At 39.1% G+C, this 20,332-nt stretch carries 14 protein-coding genes; 10 read left to right on the top strand and 4 right to left on the bottom strand.

The window, feature by feature from the left end:
- Nucleotides 1-20 precede the first annotated feature (20 nt).
- The gene (locus tag VOI17_RS06345; RefSeq protein WP_323756403.1) at nt 21-965 is read right to left on the bottom strand and encodes a ketoacyl-ACP synthase III; all 945 of its coding nucleotides are present in this window, start codon (nt 963-965) and stop codon (nt 21-23) included.
- Between the two features lie 347 nt (nt 966-1,312).
- Between VOI17_RS06345 and VOI17_RS06340 the strand changes: the two genes are divergently transcribed.
- Together VOI17_RS06340 and VOI17_RS06335 are read left to right on the top strand one after the other, a co-directional pair.
- Nucleotides 1,313-1,924, top strand: a complete 612-nt coding sequence (locus VOI17_RS06340; RefSeq protein WP_323756402.1) for a trimeric intracellular cation channel family protein — start codon at nt 1,313-1,315, stop codon at nt 1,922-1,924.
- A gap of 15 nt (nt 1,925-1,939) precedes the next feature.
- Entirely contained in the window at nt 1,940-2,317 is a 378-nt protein-coding gene (locus VOI17_RS06335) for a Rid family detoxifying hydrolase (protein WP_323756401.1), read from the top strand.
- Between the two features lie 16 nt (nt 2,318-2,333).
- On the opposite strand, the gene VOI17_RS06330 is transcribed toward VOI17_RS06335, so the two are convergent.
- From VOI17_RS06330 to VOI17_RS06320, 3 genes are all read right to left on the bottom strand, one after another.
- The gene (locus VOI17_RS06330) at nt 2,334-3,236 is read right to left on the bottom strand and encodes a DMT family transporter (protein ID WP_323756400.1); all 903 of its coding nucleotides are present in this window, start codon (nt 3,234-3,236) and stop codon (nt 2,334-2,336) included.
- A 92-nt stretch (nt 3,237-3,328) separates the two neighbouring features.
- A complete protein-coding gene (locus VOI17_RS06325) occupies nt 3,329-4,030 on the bottom strand; it encodes an HAD family hydrolase (protein WP_323756399.1) in 702 nt (233 codons plus the stop codon).
- A gap of 94 nt (nt 4,031-4,124) precedes the next feature.
- Entirely contained in the window at nt 4,125-5,567 is a 1,443-nt protein-coding gene (locus tag VOI17_RS06320; protein ID WP_416376046.1) for a Gfo/Idh/MocA family protein, read from the bottom strand.
- A 346-nt stretch (nt 5,568-5,913) separates the two neighbouring features.
- On the opposite strand from VOI17_RS06320, the gene VOI17_RS06315 reads away from it, so the two are divergent.
- The 8 genes from VOI17_RS06315 to tnpA all read left to right on the top strand — a co-directional run bounded on the left by VOI17_RS06315 (nt 5,914) and on the right by tnpA (nt 20,182).
- On the top strand, nt 5,914-8,577 hold the full coding sequence (locus tag VOI17_RS06315) for a hypothetical protein (protein WP_323756397.1): 2,664 nt from the start codon (nt 5,914-5,916) through the stop codon (nt 8,575-8,577).
- Nucleotides 8,578-8,588: 11 nt separating this feature from the next.
- A complete protein-coding gene (locus VOI17_RS06310; protein ID WP_323756396.1) occupies nt 8,589-10,220 on the top strand; it encodes a mechanosensitive ion channel family protein in 1,632 nt (543 codons plus the stop codon).
- Nucleotides 10,198-11,355: a cystathionine gamma-synthase gene (locus tag VOI17_RS06305; RefSeq protein WP_323756395.1), complete on the top strand. Its 1,158-nt coding sequence runs from the start codon at nt 10,198-10,200 to the stop codon at nt 11,353-11,355. Before VOI17_RS06310 ends, VOI17_RS06305 begins: the two co-directional genes overlap by 23 nt.
- Before the next feature lie 238 nt (nt 11,356-11,593).
- Nucleotides 11,594-12,025, top strand: a complete 432-nt coding sequence (locus VOI17_RS06300; RefSeq protein WP_323756394.1) for a hypothetical protein — start codon at nt 11,594-11,596, stop codon at nt 12,023-12,025.
- Between the two features lie 185 nt (nt 12,026-12,210).
- Complete coding sequence (locus tag VOI17_RS06295) at nt 12,211-12,549, top strand: hypothetical protein (RefSeq protein WP_323756393.1); 339 nt, start codon at nt 12,211-12,213, stop codon at nt 12,547-12,549.
- A 172-nt stretch (nt 12,550-12,721) separates the two neighbouring features.
- The gene (locus VOI17_RS06290; RefSeq protein WP_323756392.1) at nt 12,722-15,877 is read left to right on the top strand and encodes a WD40/YVTN/BNR-like repeat-containing protein; all 3,156 of its coding nucleotides are present in this window, start codon (nt 12,722-12,724) and stop codon (nt 15,875-15,877) included.
- A gap of 321 nt (nt 15,878-16,198) precedes the next feature.
- A complete protein-coding gene (locus VOI17_RS06285) occupies nt 16,199-19,048 on the top strand; it encodes a pitrilysin family protein (RefSeq protein ID WP_323756391.1) in 2,850 nt (949 codons plus the stop codon).
- Between the two features lie 675 nt (nt 19,049-19,723).
- Complete coding sequence (tnpA, locus tag VOI17_RS06280) at nt 19,724-20,182, top strand: IS200/IS605 family transposase (RefSeq protein WP_323756390.1); 459 nt, start codon at nt 19,724-19,726, stop codon at nt 20,180-20,182.
- Nucleotides 20,183-20,332: the final 150 nt, after the last annotated feature.

The raw sequence follows: 20,332 nt of genomic DNA, 5'->3' as shown, positions 1-20,332 counted from the left end.
CGCTCTTAGAGCGGCTTTTTTTATGCCCTTACCAGCATGGCACCACTGGAATAACCACCACCGAATACGGTGATTACTGCTAATTGATTTTTTTGCATTGACTCAAATATTTGTGAGTAGCCAATGGAAGAACTCGCAGATCCTGTGTTTCCGAATTCTACCATATTAATCACTACTTTTTCAATAGGGAAGTTTAGGGTTTCAGCCACGTTGTTGATGATTCTCACATTGGCCTGGTGTGGGATCAGGTAGTCTAATTGGTCCACTGAACAGTCGCCATTTTTGAGGATTGCCATTGTCTTTTCTGACATGAACTTAATGGCATTGTAGAAAACGTCCTTTCCATCGGGCATTGAAATACCGCCATCAAAAGGCTTTAAACATACTCCATTTGGTCCTCGCCCAATTGTGGCGTGGCCTTCTGTATTCACCCCAATAACTTCATGGTCTTTTTCGGTAATTCTTTCTTTTGAAAGGAATACAGCAGAAGCCCCATCACCCCAAAGATGAGCGGAAACTGGATCTGATTCGTTTAAATAGGCCCAATTATGTTCTGAGGTTACCACTAGGGCTTTTTTAGCTTTACCCATAGCGAAATAACCTTCTGCAATCTCAACTGCATTTAGGAAAGAGCTACAGGCAGAAGAAATGGAAAATACTACAGCTCCATTGATATTGTACTTTTGTTGAACGACATGAGCAAGTGTACCCACAGTGTCATAAGGAGAGTAGGTTGCGCCAATAATCAGGTCAACTTCAGATATGTCATAGGCTAATTTGTCCAGTCCATTTTCAATAGCCGAAATGGCCATTGTATTTACATTTTCATTTGAGGAAGCTTTTCTTCGGTTTTTGATTCCCGATTTACGGATGATGGTCTCATCGTCCATTCCATTTTTATCGAGGAAATAACTATTAGGGATTACATTCGTGGGAATATAATGGGATGCTAAATTAATGTACATGAAATCCTGTTACGGGTGGTTGTTTTAATATGTTGAGTTTCGACTTCGAAACTAGTACATATTTCGGGAATCTCTTAAAATGAATGGTAAATAGGGTTATTGAAATTTCAACGCACTTATATAGCCTTTAGGTTAAAACTTCTTGAACTATCTTCTTAAGGTGGGGACAACTTATACTTCAACCTATTGGTTTTTCTTCATCCAAATACCATTTCTAGGTGAGAAATGAACCAAAGTAAAGAACTCAGTTAAGTAGTTTTGGTAATTTTGGACTGTTTCTGTAAAGACAAATAGATAACTAAGCTGAATTAATAGCATTCAATTATCTTCGCCCAAAGTTAAATTGAATGAGTACCGAAGAATTAGTTTATGTTATTGATTTAGGAGGAACCCTTGTGTTTGCTATTAGTGGTTGGTTGGCAGCTTCTAAAAAGCAAATGGACCCTTTTGGAGCTTCTGTAATTGCCTTTATCACTGCAGTTGGAGGTGGAACCTTGCGTGATTTACTTATTGGTAGTCAGCCAGTTGGGTGGATGGTTGATCAAAACTACCTGTTAATGATTGGAGGGGGGATTGGACTGGGATATTTATTCAAACGATACTTGGAAAAACTGAGAAAAACAATGTTCCTGTTTGATTCCATAGGGATAGGCTTGTTTACTATTCTTGGAATTGAAAAAACGCTTGATTTTGGTTTAACCCCCGTAATTGCGGTAATGATGGGGACAGTCTCTGCTGTTTTTGGTGGAGTATTACGTGATACGTTGGCCAATGAAGTACCTTTGATTTTTAGAGAAGAAATTTATGCAACAGCCTGCTTAACTGGCGGTATTCTGTTTTTGATTTTGGGTTATTTCAATGTCAATGTTGATGTGAAAATCATTCTTACGGTATGTTATATTATCGGATTAAGAATTATTTCGGTAAGGAATAAGTGGTCACTTCCGGCAATTAAATAGTATAATAAGTTCACCATGAAAATTATTCATGCACCAAATGCACCTAAGGCTTTAGGGCCTTATTGTTCCGCCATCCGCACAGGCAATTTACTTTTCTGTTCAGGACAAACGGGGATTGATCCTTTAACCAATAAAGTGGAGTCAACTACGATTGATGGGCAGACTAAACAGGTATTGGCGAACCTTAAAGCAGTTTTAGCCTCTGAAGGGCTTGGAGTGAAGGATGTGGTGAAATGTAATGTCTACCTCAGTGATATGCAGCACTTCAAAACAATGAACGCTGTGTATGGTGATTTTTTTGAAGGCCATACACCCGCCAGGACCACCGTTGCCGTAGCGGGCCTTCCTTTAGATGCGCTTGTAGAGATTGAATGTATTGCCGAAATCAAGTAATCTATTTCTGCCAGGATTAAGCAGTGACTACTTTCCGTTGCTTCTTCTTATACAGTGCGAAGACATTACCCACAATCAGCATTAGCATTCCTATAATGGTGTACTCGGAGATTACAAAGCCTTCGAAAATTGTGGAGATAACAACCGCTACTACGGGTACGACTACAATCGTATAAGCTGCCTTTCCTGCACCAATCTTGCTGATCAGCGTGAGGTACATATTGAAGGCGATTATAGAACCGAAAATGACCAGATATATTAGGGAGAATATATAAGGAACCGACCAATCGATAGTGAATGGTCGATTGAGGGCTATTGCAACAATTAGCATGGTTATGGCGCCATACAACATGGCGAAAGCTGTAGATTGCATTACAGGAATTTTCAATTTTGAGTTATAACCTGAAGTTACATTGCCAAGACTGGCAATTATCACTGAAGAAACGCATAGAATAAGCCCCGTAAATGACTCGTCTGCTGTGGTGAAAGCCATCAGTTCGCGCTTAAAAATAACCATGGTGCCCAGCACACCGAACAGCGCCCCAATGAATACTTTGAGTATAATGGGTTGTTTCAAGAATATGGAACCGAAAACCATATTGAAGAAGATGATCAATGAGAAACCAACAGCCACCAATCCGCTGGTAAGGTATTGCTCAGACTGGTAAACTAACCAATAATTGAAACCATGAAGCAGAATGCCTTGCAGAGCAATACGTAAATGAATTTGCCATGAGAAGGATAAATCTTTTCCTCTGACTTTACAATAGGCCAAAAACAGCAAGCCTGCCAAGGCAAATCGATAACTTACTGACATGATTGGGTCTACACTACCAAGTTGAAAAGTGATGACATACCATGTAGAGCCCCAGATGAGCGCTGGTACAGCAAAGAGTACAAAATTATTCGATTCCTTCATGAAATTTGAAAGCTCGAATTTAGCGAGATGGTTCAATTTTCAATTGCTGGATTACCAGTTTTTTTTCAAGTGGAGGAGAGGAAATGTTTTGCCTATTTTTTGTTTAAATAAGCTTTTAAATCAGCAATACTATCGAGCTCATAAAATGAGTAATCGCCAATGGTATGCTTGTCTATTTTTTCGTGCACCCAAGTATCGTGAAAAGGAATGTGAATGGCATGCCCACCAATTTCGCAAATGGGAAGAATATCCGACTTTAGCGAATTACCAATCATAAGGAAGTTGGTAGGGTTGATTTGGTAACGGTCTAAAATGGTTTGGTAAGTCGCTGCGTTCTTCTCACTAACAATTTCAATATGGTCGAAATAATCAGCCAAACCTGATCTTGCAATCTTAGTCTCTTGATCCCATAAGTCTCCTTTAGTAATTACGAGAAGTTGATAATTGTTTTTAAGCCATTCTAGGTTCTCTTGAATTTCAGGTAATACTTCAACAGGGTGGGTGAGCATTTCTTTCCCCAAATTAATAACCTTTTGAATGTCGGTACCTGATATTTTGTGCTGTGTTAACTCTATGGCTGATTCGATCATAGAAAGCATAAAACCCTTAATCCCGTAACCGAAAAGCTTAAGGTTCCTTAGCTCGACTTCGTAAAGTTGTTGTTCTAAACTGTTGTCAATTTCAATATACTTGGAAAGAATAGTTTCAAACTGAAGTCTAGTCTTTGTAAAAATAGGCTCGTTTACCCAAAGTGTATCATCTGCATCAAATGCGATTGTTTTAATGTGATTCATAGATTGTGTCAAAATACAGGTAGAAATGAAAATGTCTCCATTGAAAAGCTGAATGCAAATCAATGGAGACAAGTTTTAAATTGGGAAATTGGTTTTACCAGCCTGTTCTATAATTTCGTTTTACGTACTTATTCGCTTCGTCAAAGTTGGTTACCTTCATGTTTTTAGCATCCCAATGCAATCTCTTTCTACCATGGTATTTTGTGCCACCCCAGAAACCTTGATTTTTTGCGTTTGGATCTATTTCAAAATAAGCTTTTAAGGCAAGGTTTCCTATGAGAATACTTTCTGTGAATGGTCCAGCGTAGTCAAAGGAAGAACTTGTTTCAGCCTTTCCGTATCCAGCTATACAGGCGTTTACCCACTGTAAATAGTGTCCTTCTGGAACTCTGGCGATAGTTTCTTTTACCGATACCTGCTCATTTAATGATAAAGGAAGTAACCTCGGGTTCGCTCCGTAACAGTCGGCCAGAAGTTTTCCTTTGGTGCCTATAAAGAGTACTCCACCATCCCAGTTTCCAAATGCTTCATCATCACCGAGTTCTTCCGGTCTTTCAGGCATTATGCCTCCATCCATCCAAGCCACTTTTATATTTCCCTTGCCATCTGTTCTTGGGTAGTTTAAATGAATTTTACTCGCAGTGGGGAAGCTCTTTGGGAAGTCGAGTGTTTCAAAATTAGCCTTGAAAGCGTCTGCTGCACTACACTCTACCTGGTCTGGATATAGGATGGGTAGAATTCTATACACAGGATCCATAATGTGGCAAGCCATATCTCCTAATGCGCCAGTGCCAAAATCTGACCAGCCTCTCCAGTCAAAAGGCAAATATGCATCATTGTAGTCGCGTTTTTCTGCAGTACCTAGCCATAAATCCCAGTCTAATTCTTTCGGAATGTTATCTTTTCTGGTAGGGGTTTCTAGCGCCATAGGCCAAATGGCTCGGTTTGTCCAGCATTGTACAGTATGGACTTCGCCAATTAATCCCGCATCATAATATTCTTTCATTTTCCGAACGCCATCTCCCGAAGCTCCCTGATTTCCCATTTGGGTAACTACTTTATACTTTTGAGCTGCTTCCGTCAATTGCCTAGCTTCTGCGATATCATGGGTAAGGGGTTTTTGAACATAAACATGTTTCCCTAATTCCATTGCCGCCATGGCCTGTACAGCGTGCATGTGGTCTGGGGTAGATACAGATACAGCATCAATGCTGTCTTTGTTTTCTTCCAGCATCTTGCGGTAGTCTTTGTACATTGGTGCGTCAGGGAAATTCTTCACAGATTCCTTAGGACTTCTTTGGTCAACATCGCAGAGGTAGGCAATTTTTACATTTGGGCTCGTTGCAAAAGAAGCTAAATCACTGGTTCCTTTTCCTCCAGCTCCGATTCCAGCAATGTATAGCGTGTCGGAAGGGGCTACGAAGCCGTTACCCAGCACGTGACGTGGCACGATGGTAAATGCAGCTCCAGCAAAGCCTAAAGTTTTTATGAAATTTCTACGGGTGTTTGAGGTCGAGGGGATATTCTTTTCTTCGATGGATGACATAATTAGGGTTTATATCTAAAAAGTAAATTTGAATCCCTTGAATTTATGAAATCGATTTCAAATTGACTAGATCATTTTGAAACATTGTTTGAATGGGGTGAATATTAATATTTGAAATGAGAGGTCTTCTGAATCAGTTAAAACAAAAAAAATAAACGGGATTCAAAATTCAAACGATCAATAATTGATAGGCAATAATTAAAATGAAAGCATTGGAAAACTGTTAGCATAATAGGGTGAATCCTCTTAGATTTCTGATTCTCTTTTCAGCTTAGACTTGAGTGATAATAGAAATGTGTATTTTCGCCTGATTTCTGAAATTCAAACTATACTCTTCTTGAAAACGAAAACTCTACTTGTTACCCTACTCTTTTTGGTTATGGCCTCAGTGCTTGGTTATGTCTACTTTTTTAGGAAAGATAACGGTACTGAAATACAAAGGCTTATCCCTGCCAATAGCCTTGGGTTAATTACCATCAATAATGTTTCAGAAGCCATTAAAGACTATTCCAGTTATTCATGGTGGGATGAGGCCAATTCCTTACCCTTTATTAATAGGTTAACAGAGTCCAGTAGTAAAATAGACTCATTGGTAGCATCAGGAGTACTGCAGTCAAAAATCAATGAGAACCCTGTATATGTTTCTTTCCATTTAACGTCTAACAATAGTATAGAACCACTCTTTTTTATCGGCTCAGATGGGTTTGAATGGTTGCCAACGAATATTAAAAAATTAGCTAACCTATGGTTCAACAAGGAGTTGCTTTTTGAAAGCAGGGTGTTTAATGAAAGGCTCATTTACGAGGCTGAAGTACAAGCGTCTAAATGGGGCTTTATAAGCTTGGGGAGTTACCTCATCATTTCTACCAATTCTGTCTTGTTAGAAGATGTAATTCGTGCTGAAGAAGATGAATCTAACCGATTGATGAACCCAGATCTGAAGATGGAGGAACACCAGAAGGGGATGAGCCTGCTATTGAATACAGATAGAGTTGGAAGACTAAGGAATGTGTTTACGGGCAATAATGAATCCTCATCAAATCAACTTAAAGGTCTTATAAATATAAAAATAGAGCCATCAGCAGCTGGTTTGACTTTTAATGGAGTTAGCCTTTCTAATCAGGCCATTAATCAAACATTACCATCAAATGCCTTGATTAACGTAGAAAATTTCATCCCTAGCTCTGCAAGTTTTGTGCGTTGGTTTGGTATTGATGAATCTCAGAATGTGTCACTAAGCGATTTTGATATTTCATTGTTTCAAACCCTTCAGAATTCTGAAATATGTGAAGTAAACATTGTGCTTGGGGCAAACACCATGTCTCAAGTTCTTTTGTCAGAAGTTTCTGATGTGTCCAAAATATCAAAAATGCTTGAAGAGATTTCTAAAGCCAGTAGAGCCGATGGCGATACCTTATTTACAGAAAGCTTTATTAATAACGAAATCAGGTTCGTGAACGAGGGACAATTTTTGGCCAAAACATATGGAGAGCGATACCAAAAATCTGGTAAACCTTATTACGCCTTCTTTAATAATGTAATGCTCATTAGTGACAATATTGATGCCCTAAAAACGGTTTTGGTGGATTACGATGCCGAAAATACTTGGGGAAGAATTCCGGAAAAAAGAAGGTATTTAGATAATTTGGTTCGAGAAGCAAATATAACACAACTCAATAATTTTGAATTCTATTTAGATCCACTCGTCAATTCGTTTAACCCTAAATGGAAGGCCTTCTTTAAAGATCATATTCAATTATTTTCGTCATTCGATAACTTCAACTTCCAAATCAATGAAGCATCGAATCGACTCATTGTAAGTGCTGAGCTTACTTTTAATGAATCGGTAAAAGGGCCAGTGGTTCAGAGTAACAATAATAATGCTGAGTTAACCAACCCAGAGATAGGACTGAGTTTAGTAACTAATGCTTATGGAAATAGTAAACTTATCACTAAACCATTTGTAGTTAAAAACCATAATAACAATGCGCAGGAGATCATCTTTCAAGATGAACTGAATCAGCTCTATTTGTTAGATAGAACGGGTAATATTTTGTGGAAGAAAGAACTTGAAGGGAAGATAAATGGGGCAATCGAGCAAATAGATTTTTATGCTAATCGTAAACTTCAATACCTGATGTTTACAGATTCTACGGTTCATTTAATCGACAGAAATGGTGATGAAGTAGAAGGTTTTCCAATGGCTTTTGCAACAGAGCTCCCTATTACACAATACTCAGTGGTGGATTATGATAATAGTAAAAACTATAGATATGCGACTACAGACAGAAGGGGGAATGTGTATTTGCTGAGCAAAGAAGGCGAAATGCTTGAAGGTTGGTCACCAAAGGTGATGGGGTCTGCATTACGAGCGGCACCTGAACATATTAGAATCAGAGGTAGAGATTGCTTTGTTATTGTTGAGGCTAACGGTAATATTCACCTTTTGAACAGAAAGGGTGAAGAGTATCCCGGCTTCCCATACCAAACGGACAAGCAAATTTCGGGAGATTATTTCATTCAACAAGGCCCATCGTTTAATGAATCCTACATCAAGGTTTTAAGTGAAGATGGTGAGTTGCTTTCACTCGATTTTAACGGGACTGTGAAAGGGCGAAATCAATTGGTGAAACCATCGGTGTCTAGTCGTTTTATAGCTGTGAGAGATAAGCTTAATACGGGGCTTTTAACTGTTAGGAAGGATAGTAATCAGTTTACGGTATTTGATGAAAAAGGTGAGCGCAAATTCGGGTATGATTTTAAAGGGCAAGGAGATTGGGTTTTTGAGTACTACAATTTCAGAAATGACAGTGAATTATATGTAGCTCAAAATTTAACCACTGGTGATTTGGTAATTCTCGATGATCAAGGTAAAGAGAAATTCTCTAGAGAGGCATTTTCCACGAACCCTGTAGGCATTCTTTATTATCAGAACAAAAGGGAATACGAACTCTTTGTAAATTTCGATAATCAAATGGCTATTTATACATTTGCCAAATAGGCCAAAATACAATGAAATTACTTTTTTCAATACTTATTTCCGTACTCAGCATTGGGGTTTCTGTTGCCCAAAATGACAGTTTACCTGATCAGTTCAATTCGCCATATGAGGTAATAGTCAATCACCTCAATTATTTACAGGAAGATAATTACAACCCTGCTCAGGCAGCGAAATCCTTACGTCAAGGCGATTTATCTCAAGATGAACTTGAAAAACTAGCAATTGAACTGAAGCAAATATTTGACGGGTCTGGTAACTACATTTATCTAGATGATGTGCCCAAAAGCCCAGATTATTATGATAGCACTTCGTTTAAAAAACGCTATGTGTTGTTCAATGAGTTTCCCGAAATATATGTTCAGAAGGAAGCTGATGGCTGGTTTTACGCTGGTAAATCTGTTCAAGATATAGATCTTATTCATAAAACGGTTTACCCTTTCGGGACAGACCGTCTTCTGAACCTTCTGCCCAAATTAGGCTCTAAAAAATATTTAGGTCTTCATATGTGGCAATTAATTGGAGGGCTTATCATCATATCGGTAGCCTTCATATTGCATTTAATACTCACACTTCTATTAAGGGTGGTTATTTTTAGATTACTTCATAAGTATGGTAAAGTAGATTTGGCCAATAACCTTATTTTGCCTGTTGCTAAGCCATTCAGTTTACTTATTGTCTTTGCCTTCGTAAGTGTGCTCATTCCTACGCTTCAGTTACCCATTGCGATTTCTAAATACCTCATTTTAGGAGTTGGAGCATTGCTTCCTTTCTTCGGTACCCTGTTCTGCTATAAAATGGTGGACGTTCTGGGCGCTTATATGAAGAAAGTGGCCGAAAGAACCCAAAATACGCTCGATGATCAGTTGGTGCCTTTGGTACGTAAGATTTTGAAAACCTTCGTGATTTTGGTTGGGATTATGGCTATTCTTGATGGGCTTAAGTTTGACATCTGGCCATTGATAACAGGTCTATCCATTGGTGGACTGGCTGTGGCTTTGGCCGCACAAGATACACTCAAAAACTTTTTTGGTTCAGTCATGATCTTTGTCGACCGCCCATTCCAAATCGGAGATTGGATTACTTCGGACGATGTTGATGGAACTGTAGAAGAAGTAGGCTTCAGGTCCACTCGAATCAGAACTTTTAGAGATTCATTAATGTATGTACCGAATAGTGTGATTTCTAACAGAACGGTAGATAACCACGGTAAGCGACAATACAGAAGGTATTTTACCAAGCTTGCTATTACTTACGACACACCAACGGATTTAATTGAAGTGTTTGTAAAGGGAGTCGAGAAAATCGTTTTAAATCACCCTGACACCCGAAAGGATTCTTATAACATCTTCCTGAATGATTATGGCGCTTCTTCTCTAGACGTAATGCTTTATATTTTCTTCAAAGTGCCTACTTGGAATGAAGAACTAAGATGCCGTCAGGAAATTATGTTGAGTGTAAATCGCTTGGCTGAGAAACTAGGAGTGAGGTTCGCCTTCCCTACACAAACTTTAATGGTGGAACAATTTCCCGGTAAATTGTCTTTAACACCTAACTATAATCAGAGCAAAGAGGAAATGAATAAAGAAATGGAAGCCTTTATTGCTAAAAACGAAAATAGTGATGGAAAAGAACACAAGCGCTAAATTCGGCACCAAAGCAGTGCATGCTGGCGTAACACCAGACCCCACTACTGGGGCAATCATGACGCCTATTTATCAAACGTCAACCTACGTACAGCGCTCACCGGGCGACCATAAAGGCTTTGAATATTCTAGAACACAGAACCCAACACGTTCTGCTTTGCAAGAGAGTATTGCTGCGCTAGAAAAAGCAAAGCATGGTCTGTGTTTCGGTTCTGGTTTGGCGGCTATCGATGCCGTGATTAAGCTTTTAGGTCCTGGTGACGAAGTCATTACTGGCGATGATCTTTATGGAGGCACTTATAGAATCTTCACTAAAATATTTGCGAAATACGGAATCAAGTTCAATTTCATCTCTTTGGAAGATGTGTCAAACATTGAAAAATACATTACTCCAAAAACCAAGTTGATTTGGATAGAAACGCCTACAAATCCAATGATGAATATCATTGATATTAAAGGGGCGGCAGCTATCGCTAAGCTACACAAGGTAATGCTAGGGGTGGATAACACTTTTGCTACACCATACCTTCAAAACCCACTAGACTTAGGTGCTGACCTTGTAATGCATTCTGTTACTAAGTATTTGTCGGGTCATTCAGATGTGGTAATGGGAGCATTGGCCATGAACGATGATCAATTAGCCGAAGATTTAGCCTTTATTCAAAAGTCATGTGGAGCTGTTTCTGGACCTCAAGATTGCTTTTTAGTGTTAAGGGGGATTAAAACTTTGCACTTACGGATGCAAAGACATTGTGAGAATGGCGAGAAGGTGGCTAAGTTTTTAGCTAATCATCCTAAAATCGGAAAAGTCTACTGGCCTGGTTTTGAAGATCACCCAAATCATAAAGTTGCAAAAGCGCAAATGAGAGGTTATGGAGGAATGATTTCCTTCGTATTTAAAGAAGATAATCAAGAGCAGGCTTTCAGAGTGATGGAGAAATTGAAATTATTTGCCTTGGCGGAGTCTTTAGGAGGAGTAGAGTCATTATCCAACCATCCAGCTACCATGACTCATGGAGCTGTTCCAAGAGAAGAAAGAATGAAAATTGGGCTCTTGGATTCACTTATTAGGATTAGTGTTGGAATTGAAGACATAGAAGATTTGATTGCAGATTTAGAGCAAGCATTGACTTAGCCAAATATTATATCTCTTTATAAGCCCACCTCGAGTGGGCTTTTTTGTTGTTAGGGGTTGATTCAGAATATTATTCTGTTAACACTTGTTAATATGTGGGTAATAAAAATATTATACTTTTTTTTCATCAAATCCTAAACTTTTGTTGACCTTTGTCGTCTTAAAGGAAGTAAGAGGAATTCAACAAACAAACTCGAATTTCTTACGAACGGACACCTAAGTAGAAAAGAACAGAAAAGTGAACAAAAAAACAGAAAAACAACAAAAAAAGGTCATGAAACAAGTGCTCAAAAAACAAAAAACGCTGTCCGCCCTTGTGGCATTTGGTTTAGCAGCAGTAATTACGCTTTTCGCAGCTTCAAATTCATTTGGAGTCCCTTCTCACGAAGATATTTCAGAAATAGACGCTAGAGTTGATATGGAGCTTTTGGCAGAGGCAGTAGCCGAAGTTAAAAAGGAAATGTATGCTTTTGATAAAGAAGAAATTTTCAACGCAAATGCTGAAGATGTAAAAATCATAAAGGTATTCAATGCAGAAAATAAACTTGTAGGTCAAGTATCGTTAAAAGGTAATCAAGTGATTGAAGATGAAAATATTCAAATACTTGTTAACCGCTCAGAGTTTTTATCAAGTCATGGTAACACTTCTATATATAGAATTTCAGAATAAAGGTTTGTGGTTTATTTGAACATAGTTAAAAGCTGACCAATACGGTCAGCTTTTTTTGTGGGTTAGGGTGTTTTTGAAATGTAGTTCAGAAACAATATGACTTGTTTTACGTAAGCATAGTAGCCCCGAGTAGTGTGTGACTGAGGTACTTACCTTTTTAATTTTTGAACTTAAAAATTGATGTCATGAAAGCACGAAACTATAATAAAGTATTGTCCGCATTTGCCATAGTAGGGGCCACCGCTCTAATGGCCTTTTTACTTGATAACTTTAGTGGTCTAACAAAGACTAAGTCTGAGGAGACAAATCTTAAATCTGAGAACGTTATTCAATTTTCAACTGATGATTCGATTGATGCTATAACGAAGAATGTAGAGCAGGTGAAAATTTTTGATGCTCAAGATGCCCTAATAGCCGAATTTATTGAGGGTGAACCCGTGAGTGATGAAACTCTTAAGCTTTATCGAAAAGCTGATTTTCTCTCCAAATTCAATAATCTGGCTATCTATAAATTGAGCGAATAAGGCTTTGTTAAACTTTTTCTATGTAGGGTTATATCGGAGGGGGATTGGGCTGTTTTAAAGCCCCCATTCATATAAAATATGAATCCACAGCCCTGTTTTTCATTTGTTGTTTTTATCTTTTGCTCATGAGCAAACCGTCAATAATTTATGACGGAGACCAAAAACCACAACTATGAACAGATTAAAAACTACTATCAACCATTTTGGCTTGTTGGTTCTGATCGGTTTGGTGTTTTTTGCCTTTGATACCCAAGCGCAGAGAAACCGAAAGAACACACCACCGCCACCGCCTAAGCAAGATCTGCAGGCTAATATTTTTAACGATATACAATGGCGCTCCATCGGGCCTTTTCGTGGAGGGCGGGCTTCAGCTGTTACAGGTGTGCCTGGAAAACCGAATCTCTATTATCAGGGAGCTACTGGGGGTGGAGTATGGAAAACAGATAACGGAGGCGAGACTTGGTCAAATATCTCCGATGGTTACTTCGGGGGCTCAATTGGGGCTGTAGCAGTAAGTGATTCCGACCATGATGTGATTTACGTAGGCCAAGGTGAAGAAACCGTGAGAGGTAATGTGTCATCTGGATTTGAAGGCATGTGGAAATCTACAGATGCCGGTAAAACATGGCAGAACATTGGATTGAAGGATGGAATGCATGTAGGGCGAATTAAAATTCACCCTGAGAACTCTGACATTGTTTGGGTGGCGGTGATGGGAGACCTATTCAAGTCTTCTGAAACTAGAGGTGTTTACAAAACCACTGATGGTGGCAAAAACTGGAAACGCGTTTTGTTCACAAACAAAGATGCTGGAGCTGTAGATATTAGTCTTGATCCAAATAACCCCGATTTTATGATGGCCAGTACTTGGAGAGTAAGAAGAACTCCTTATAGCCTTACTTCGGGAGGAGAAGGCTCAGCGATTTTTAAATCGACCGATGGTGGTGAAACTTGGGAAAATATTATTGAGAATCAAGGAATGCCTAAAGGTCCAATTGGAATCAGCGGTGTGGCTATTTCTCCAGTAGATCCTAGCCGTGTTTATGCAATGATTGAAGCCAATGATGGTGGCGTTTATCGTTCAGATGATGCAGGTGAGACTTGGAGGAAAGTAAACTCAGATAGAGGTTTACGCCAGAGAGCTTGGTATTACACTAGAATTTATGCCGATACTAAGGATGTCGATAAACTGTATGTTTTAAACGTAGCTTATCACACTTCGACAGATGGAGGAAGAACTTTCAGAGGCAGAAATGCTCCGCATGGTGATCATCATGACTTATGGATTGCTCCTGAAGATAATCAAAGACTGGCGATAGCCGATGACGGTGGAGCGCAAGTTTCCTTCAATGGCGGAGAAGATTGGTCAACTGATAACAACCAGCCCACTGCTCAATTTTACAGAGTAGTAACCGATAACCATTTTCCTTACAGAATTTATGGTGCTCAGCAAGACAACTCAACGGTAAGAATCAACCACAGATCTTTTGGTGGTACAATTACCGAAAATGATTGGGAAGGTACAGCAGGAGGGGAAAGTGCACATTTGGCACCAGACCCAAAAAACTCTGAAATTGTTTATGGAGGCAGTTATGGTGGGTTATTGATTCGTCAAGACCACGCAAACGGAATTAGCAGAAACATTAACGCTTGGCCAGATAATCCAATGGGGCATGGGGCCGAAGATTACAAATATCGTTTTCAGTGGAACTTTCCGATTGTATTCTCTCCAAATAACCCAAACAAGCTTTATACTGCATCTAACCACTTGCATGCTACTACCAATGAAGGACAAAGTTGGGAGTTGATAAGTCCAGATTTGACTAGAGCTGAGCCAGATAAACTGGGTAAATCAGGTGGGCCAATAACTTATGATGACACTTCCGTAGAGTATTATGCAACCATATTTGCGGTAACAGAATCACCTTATGAAAACGATTTGATTTGGACGGGTTCCGATGACGGATTGATTCATGTAACACGAGATGGTGGAAAAAATTGGGAGAATGTAACTTCCCCAGATATGCCAAAGTACTTAATGATCAATAGTATCGATGCCGATCCGTTTGTAAAGGGTGGTGCCTATGTGGCTGGAACGCAATATAAATTGGGCGATTATGAGCCTTATTTGTACAGAACAAAAGATTACGGTAAAACTTGGACAAAGATCACTACTGGTATTCCAAATGATTACTTCACTAGAGTAGTTAGAGCCGATCCTAAGCGTGCGGGCTTACTTTATGCTGGAACAGAGCGTGGAATGTTCATTTCATTTGACGATGGAGCTTCTTGGAAGCCTTTTCAAATGAATTTACCGATTGTTCCGATTACGGACTTAACCATTAAAGATGACAACCTAATTGCAGCTACTCAAGGTAGAGCGTTTTGGATGATCGATGATTTGACTATCATTCATCAACTTTCTGATGAAGTAGCTTCAAAATCAGTTCATATGTTTAAGCCAATGGACGCTTACAGAATTGCTGCAAGTTTCCGTAGAAGAGGCGGAGCAGCAGGCGGTGATAACAGTTTGCTTTCTGGTGAAAATAAACCAGGTGGAGCTGTAATTTATTACAACGTGAAAGAAGCACCAGCCAAAGGCACAAAAGTGACTATGGAAATTTACCGTAACGGTGAAAAAATTGAGACTGCTGCTCTTAGACCAGAGGTTGGGTTAAATTCCTACAATTGGAATATGATGTTTGATAATGCTGAGACCTTTGAAGGAAATATCATGTGGTCAGGATCATTACGTGGTCCAATGGCGCCTCCAGGTGAGTACACAGCAAAATTGATCGTGGGTGATGATACTCAAGAACAAACCTTCAAACTATTGGCCGATCCTCGCTATGGCTCAACCGATGCTGAATTAGTACGTCAGTTCGACTTTCTAATTACAGTAAGAGACAAACTGACTGAGACACACCAAGCTATCAAAGACATCAGAGAAGCAAGATCTCAAGTGAACGACTTATTGTCGAAAATCAAAGGTGAAGACCGTTTCAAAGAGGTAGTTGATGCGAGTAAGGTTTTGATGGAGAAAATGACTAAGGTTGAAGAAGCATTGTATCAAACTAAGAACGAGTCAGGACAAGATCCATTGAACTTCCCAATCCGATTGAACAATAAACTCGCAGCCCTGAATGGGGTAGTAGGGAGCGGTCAATATGCCCCAACTGCGCAGGCTGAAACTGTACGTATTGAATTGACCAAACAAATTGATGCGGAGTTGGCAAAGCTGAGAACGATTATGCAAAATGATCTTCCTGCCTTCAATGAGTTGGTGAAACAGAAGTCTGTTGATGCCATTGTAATTAAAAAGAAGTAAGGAGAAAAAGTATACCTCCTTCTGACTTGATTGTCAGGTTTTAAAAAGCCCGTTAATAATTAACGGGCTTTTTATTTTTTGAAATGGATATTTTACTCCAAAAATGATTTCTATTAAAAACTAGTTTCGGTACTGTTCCCGAATCGTTTTGCCTTAATAATAATCAGTGTTGATATTTATACTATCTAAAGTTGAAGTTTGAGATTGTTCTTTTTTCTCTGGTTTAGATATATATTTAGTAAAAATTATGAATCAAAGCTAAACTGCTTGATTTCGAGTGGTTTAAATTAGTAGCTTTATTCTCTGAAATTAACGTATTCTATGAAAACACTATTGAAAAATCGACTTGTAGGAATCTTGTCGCTTGCATTCGTTCTTTCCTCCTGCACAGGTGGTGGAGAAGAAAAAGAGAGCGCTGAGTTTAAATTGGATTATGACAAATACACGCTAGACAATGGTTTAGATGTGGTTGTTCATAAAGATGTTTCTGACCCAAAGGTGGCTGTAGCAGTATTATATCATGTGGGCTCTAACCGCGAGAAACCTGGGAAAACTGGTTTTGCCCACTTTTTTGAACACATGCTTTTCCAAAACTCTGAAAATGTAGGAGAAGGAAACTTCATTTCCGGCATTAACGATTTAGGAGGGACTTTTAACGGTGGTACTAGTACCGACAATACAATCTATTATGAGACCGTACCAAGTGATGCGCTTGAAAAAGTGCTATGGATGGAATCTGACAGAATGGGCTTTTTTATTAATACAGTTTCAGAATGGGGACTGGAAAATGAAAAGCAAGTAGTTAAGAATGAAAAAAGACAAGGTGTTGACAACAGACCATATGGACATAAATCTTATGTGAAGTTAACCAACCTTTACCCAGAAGGGCACCCATACAGCTGGAGTGTAATTGGAAGTTTGGAAGATTTGCAGAATGCCACGGTTGCTGATGTAAAGGAGTTTTATAACAAATGGTATGGGCCAAACAACGCTACTTTAGTAATTGCAGGTGATGTTGATGAAGCTGAGGTTAAAACTTTGGTGGAGAAGTATTTTGGTGAAATAGCATCGAGAGAGGAAATAGAAACGATTGAGCCACGACCTGCGGTTCTTGATCAGACTAAACTGCTTTATCATGAAGATAAATTTGCGAACCTACCAGATTTGGAAATGACTTGGCCAACAGTTGAGCAGTTTCATCCTGATTCTTGGGCGCTGGATTTGTTAGGTAGTGTATTGTCTGACGGAAAGAAATCAGCTTTATACAAAGTGATTGTAGAAGAAAAGAAATTGGCGCCTAGTGTTTTTGGATATAATTCATCAGCTGAAATCGCTGGAACATTCTCTCTAATATCGAGGGCTTATGATGGTGTGAATTTAAATGATTTGAGAGCTGCTGTTTTTGAAGGTCTTCAAAGGTTTGAGACAGAAGGGTTTTCTGATGAAGACTTAGCGAGGATTAAGATTGGGCAAGAAACAGGCTTCTATAATGGTATGTCAAGTGTAATGGGTAAGGCGTCTTCTTTAGCTCGATACAATACTTTTGCTGGTGACCCCGGTTTTATCGTTGAAGATTTAAAGAAATCTCAAGATGTTACTCGTGAGGATATCATGCGAGTGTACAACAAGTACATCAAAGACAAAAATTATTTAGCTACCAGTTTCGTGCCTGTAGGACAGAAAGAATTGGTTTTGGAAGGTTCTGAGAAAGCATCGGTGGTTGAAGAAGCCATTGTTCAAGGTGCAGAGAAAAACCCTTATGAAAAAGGAGTTACTTTCGAGAAAACCGTTTCTAAAATTGACCGTAGTGCAGCACCTTCATTAAAAGGTACACTTAGTTTCGATCCTCCCGCTATTAATAATAGCAAACGTGAGAATGGAATGAAGGTATACCACATTTTCCAAGATGAATTGCCTCTTGTACAATTTAGTATCAGAATCAAAGGCGGTATGTTCTTAGATGACCCTAGTAAAATAGGAACTGCTGCATTATTGGATAACATGATGATGGAAGGAACTGCCAATAAAACGCCACAAGAATTGCAGGAAGCAATTGGTCAGTTAGGGGCTAGAATTAGTGTTTTTGCGTCAAAGGAGTATATCACCATTAGTGGTAGTTCATTGGCCAAAAATTACGATAAGGTATTAGACTTGGTTGAGGAAATTCTTTTCGAACCAAGATGGGATGAAGCAGAGTTTGATAGAGTGAAAAAGTCAGCTTTGAACTCAATTCAGCAGAGTGCCGCAAATCCAAATGCCATTGCTTCGAACGTCTTCAATAAAGTACTTTATGGTAAAGACCATATCTTCGCTTACCCAACTTCTGGAACAGCAGAAACGGTGAACAACATTACTTTAGATGACTTGAAGGACTATTATAATAAGAACTTCTCTCCATCATTAGCTTCTTTCCACTTCGTAGGGGCTTTAGACAAAGCAACGGTAACGAGTTCCTTAAGTCGATTTGATCAATGGGAAGCCAAAGATGTTGTTTTTCCTGAGTATGAAATCAAATCTGCAGACGAAGGTTCTAGAATCTACTTTGTGGATTATCCAGACGCTAAGCAGTCAGTAGTGAACATTGGTTCAATCAGCATGAATGGTGATAACGAAGACTTCGCAGCAGCTGAAGTAGCCAATTATCGTTTAGGTTCTGGTTCAGGCTCTATGCTATTCAAGCAACTGAGACTTGAGAAAGGGTATACTTATGGAGCTTATTCTGGCTTTAATCGAAATATGAATGGCGCTCCGTTTACAGCTTCTTCAAGCGTTAGAAGTAATGTAACAAGAGAATCAGTTGACCTTTTCAAACAAATTTTAGATAACTACGGAAAGGATTTCTCTCCAGAAGATATGGCAAACACCAGAACTTCAATTTTGAGAAGCAACACGCAATCGTATGAAACCCTTGGAGGTTTGGTAGGTATTCTTCAGGAGATCTCGACTTATAACCTTCCAATGGACTACATTAAAAAGGATGAGGATCGATTGAAATCGATGACTTCTGAAGATGCTCGAAAGATCATTGGAGAATATATGGACCCAGATAAGTTATTCTATGTAATCGTTGGTGATGGTAAAACGCAGTTGAACTTGTTGAATAATACAGGTTTAGGTAAGCCAATTGTAGTAAACCCTGAAGATGAAAAATTAGAACTTAAGAAGAAGTAAGCTTCCTCTTTAAGAACGGTATTTCAATACATTGAAAAGGCTTCTAGATTAATCTAGAAGCCTTTTTTGTTGGTTTCGATAACCTATGAATTGATACTTAGGTCGTCCAGTTCCTGTAACAAACAGGCCGCCCCGCTGGGGCTTGTTGTGCAAAACTTGATATCGAATAAGCTACAAGCTGGCCACCCCTCTGGGGCTTATTGCACAGATTCTGGCACCAAGGTGCCCAATTTGTTACATAGCTGGTGTGGTTAATGGAGGGTTGAGATTAAGTCAATGGCAACCTGTTCAAATACGAACCGAATAACCAGCGCCACAAGGGCGAACCGTTTGTAGCACCAATACCAAATAACATGATAAAGTTCAGTAAGAGCAACCGGTTAATTTTTAGGGTTAAAAAATAATGGGTTTTTAGGCGATTTCAGTTGCACCTGACCTCATTCCTAGCCCCATCGGGGCGACCAGCTTGTAGTGATATAGCCAATATCCCAGCATTAAGCTCCGTAGGAGCGACCCGATTGTAGAACCACGACAATCACGATTCAATAGCTCCGTAGGAGCGTCCCCAAAGTGAAAAGATCAAATCATGTTTGAATTCATAAACATATTGTTCGTTTATTTTTTATATTATATCATCTAAATTAAACATGAGTTCTTTCAGCAGAAATTTAAATCATGGCAAACACCTACACCCAGATATATATCCAAATTGTATTTGCTGTAAAAGGACGTGAGAATTTGATTCAACCCAAGAATAAGGAGGCTTTACATAAATTCATTACTGGTATAGTGAAAAACAGAGGTCAGAAACTGTTAGCAGTTCACTCCATGCCAGATCATATACACTTATTTATTGGGCTTGATCCAAACATATCAATCTCAGATTTAGTCCGTGATGTGAAAGCTGGCTCGTCAAAATTCATTAACGAAAGTAATTGGCTGATAGGTAAATTTAATTGGCAGGTTGGTTATGGTGCGTTTTCATATTCAAGGTCACAGATCGATAATGTAATAAAGTACATTAACAATCAAGAAGAGCATCACAAAAGACGGACTTTTAAAGAAGAATACATTGATCTTTTAAACAAATTCAATGTTGAATTTGAAGAGAAATATCTGTTTGATTGGGTTTAGGTTATGTTGCTCGCTTTGGGTAACAAACAGGCCGCCCCTCTGGGGCTTGTTGTCTGAAATCTGATGTTTGATAGGCTACAAGCTGGCCACCCCTCTGGGGCTTATTGCACAGATTCTGGCACCAAGGTGCCCAATTTGTTACATAGCTGG

This window comes from Roseivirga sp. (assembly GCF_034669765.1).
Lineage (GTDB): Bacteria > Bacteroidota > Bacteroidia > Cytophagales > Cyclobacteriaceae > Roseivirga.
Note: the sequence above shows the minus strand (reverse complement) of the source record. Positions and strands in the feature narration are given on the sequence as shown.

Excerpts from the sequence above, each read along its gene's own strand:
- VOI17_RS06345 (WP_323756403.1), bottom strand. The coding sequence starts at position 965 with ATGTACATTAATTTAGCATCCCATTATATTCCCACGAATGTAATCCCT.
- VOI17_RS06340 (WP_323756402.1), top strand. The coding sequence starts at position 1,313 with ATGAGTACCGAAGAATTAGTTTATGTTATTGATTTAGGAGGAACCCTT.
- VOI17_RS06335 (WP_323756401.1), top strand. The coding sequence starts at position 1,940 with ATGAAAATTATTCATGCACCAAATGCACCTAAGGCTTTAGGGCCTTAT.
- VOI17_RS06330 (WP_323756400.1), bottom strand. The coding sequence starts at position 3,236 with ATGAAGGAATCGAATAATTTTGTACTCTTTGCTGTACCAGCGCTCATC.
- VOI17_RS06325 (WP_323756399.1), bottom strand. The coding sequence starts at position 4,030 with ATGAATCACATTAAAACAATCGCATTTGATGCAGATGATACACTTTGG.
- VOI17_RS06310 (WP_323756396.1), top strand. The coding sequence starts at position 8,589 with ATGAAATTACTTTTTTCAATACTTATTTCCGTACTCAGCATTGGGGTT.
- VOI17_RS06305 (WP_323756395.1), top strand. The coding sequence starts at position 10,198 with ATGGAAAAGAACACAAGCGCTAAATTCGGCACCAAAGCAGTGCATGCT.
- VOI17_RS06295 (WP_323756393.1), top strand. The coding sequence starts at position 12,211 with ATGAAAGCACGAAACTATAATAAAGTATTGTCCGCATTTGCCATAGTA.
- VOI17_RS06290 (WP_323756392.1), top strand. The coding sequence starts at position 12,722 with ATGAACAGATTAAAAACTACTATCAACCATTTTGGCTTGTTGGTTCTG.
- VOI17_RS06285 (WP_323756391.1), top strand. The coding sequence starts at position 16,199 with ATGAAAACACTATTGAAAAATCGACTTGTAGGAATCTTGTCGCTTGCA.
- tnpA (WP_323756390.1), top strand. The coding sequence starts at position 19,724 with ATGGCAAACACCTACACCCAGATATATATCCAAATTGTATTTGCTGTA.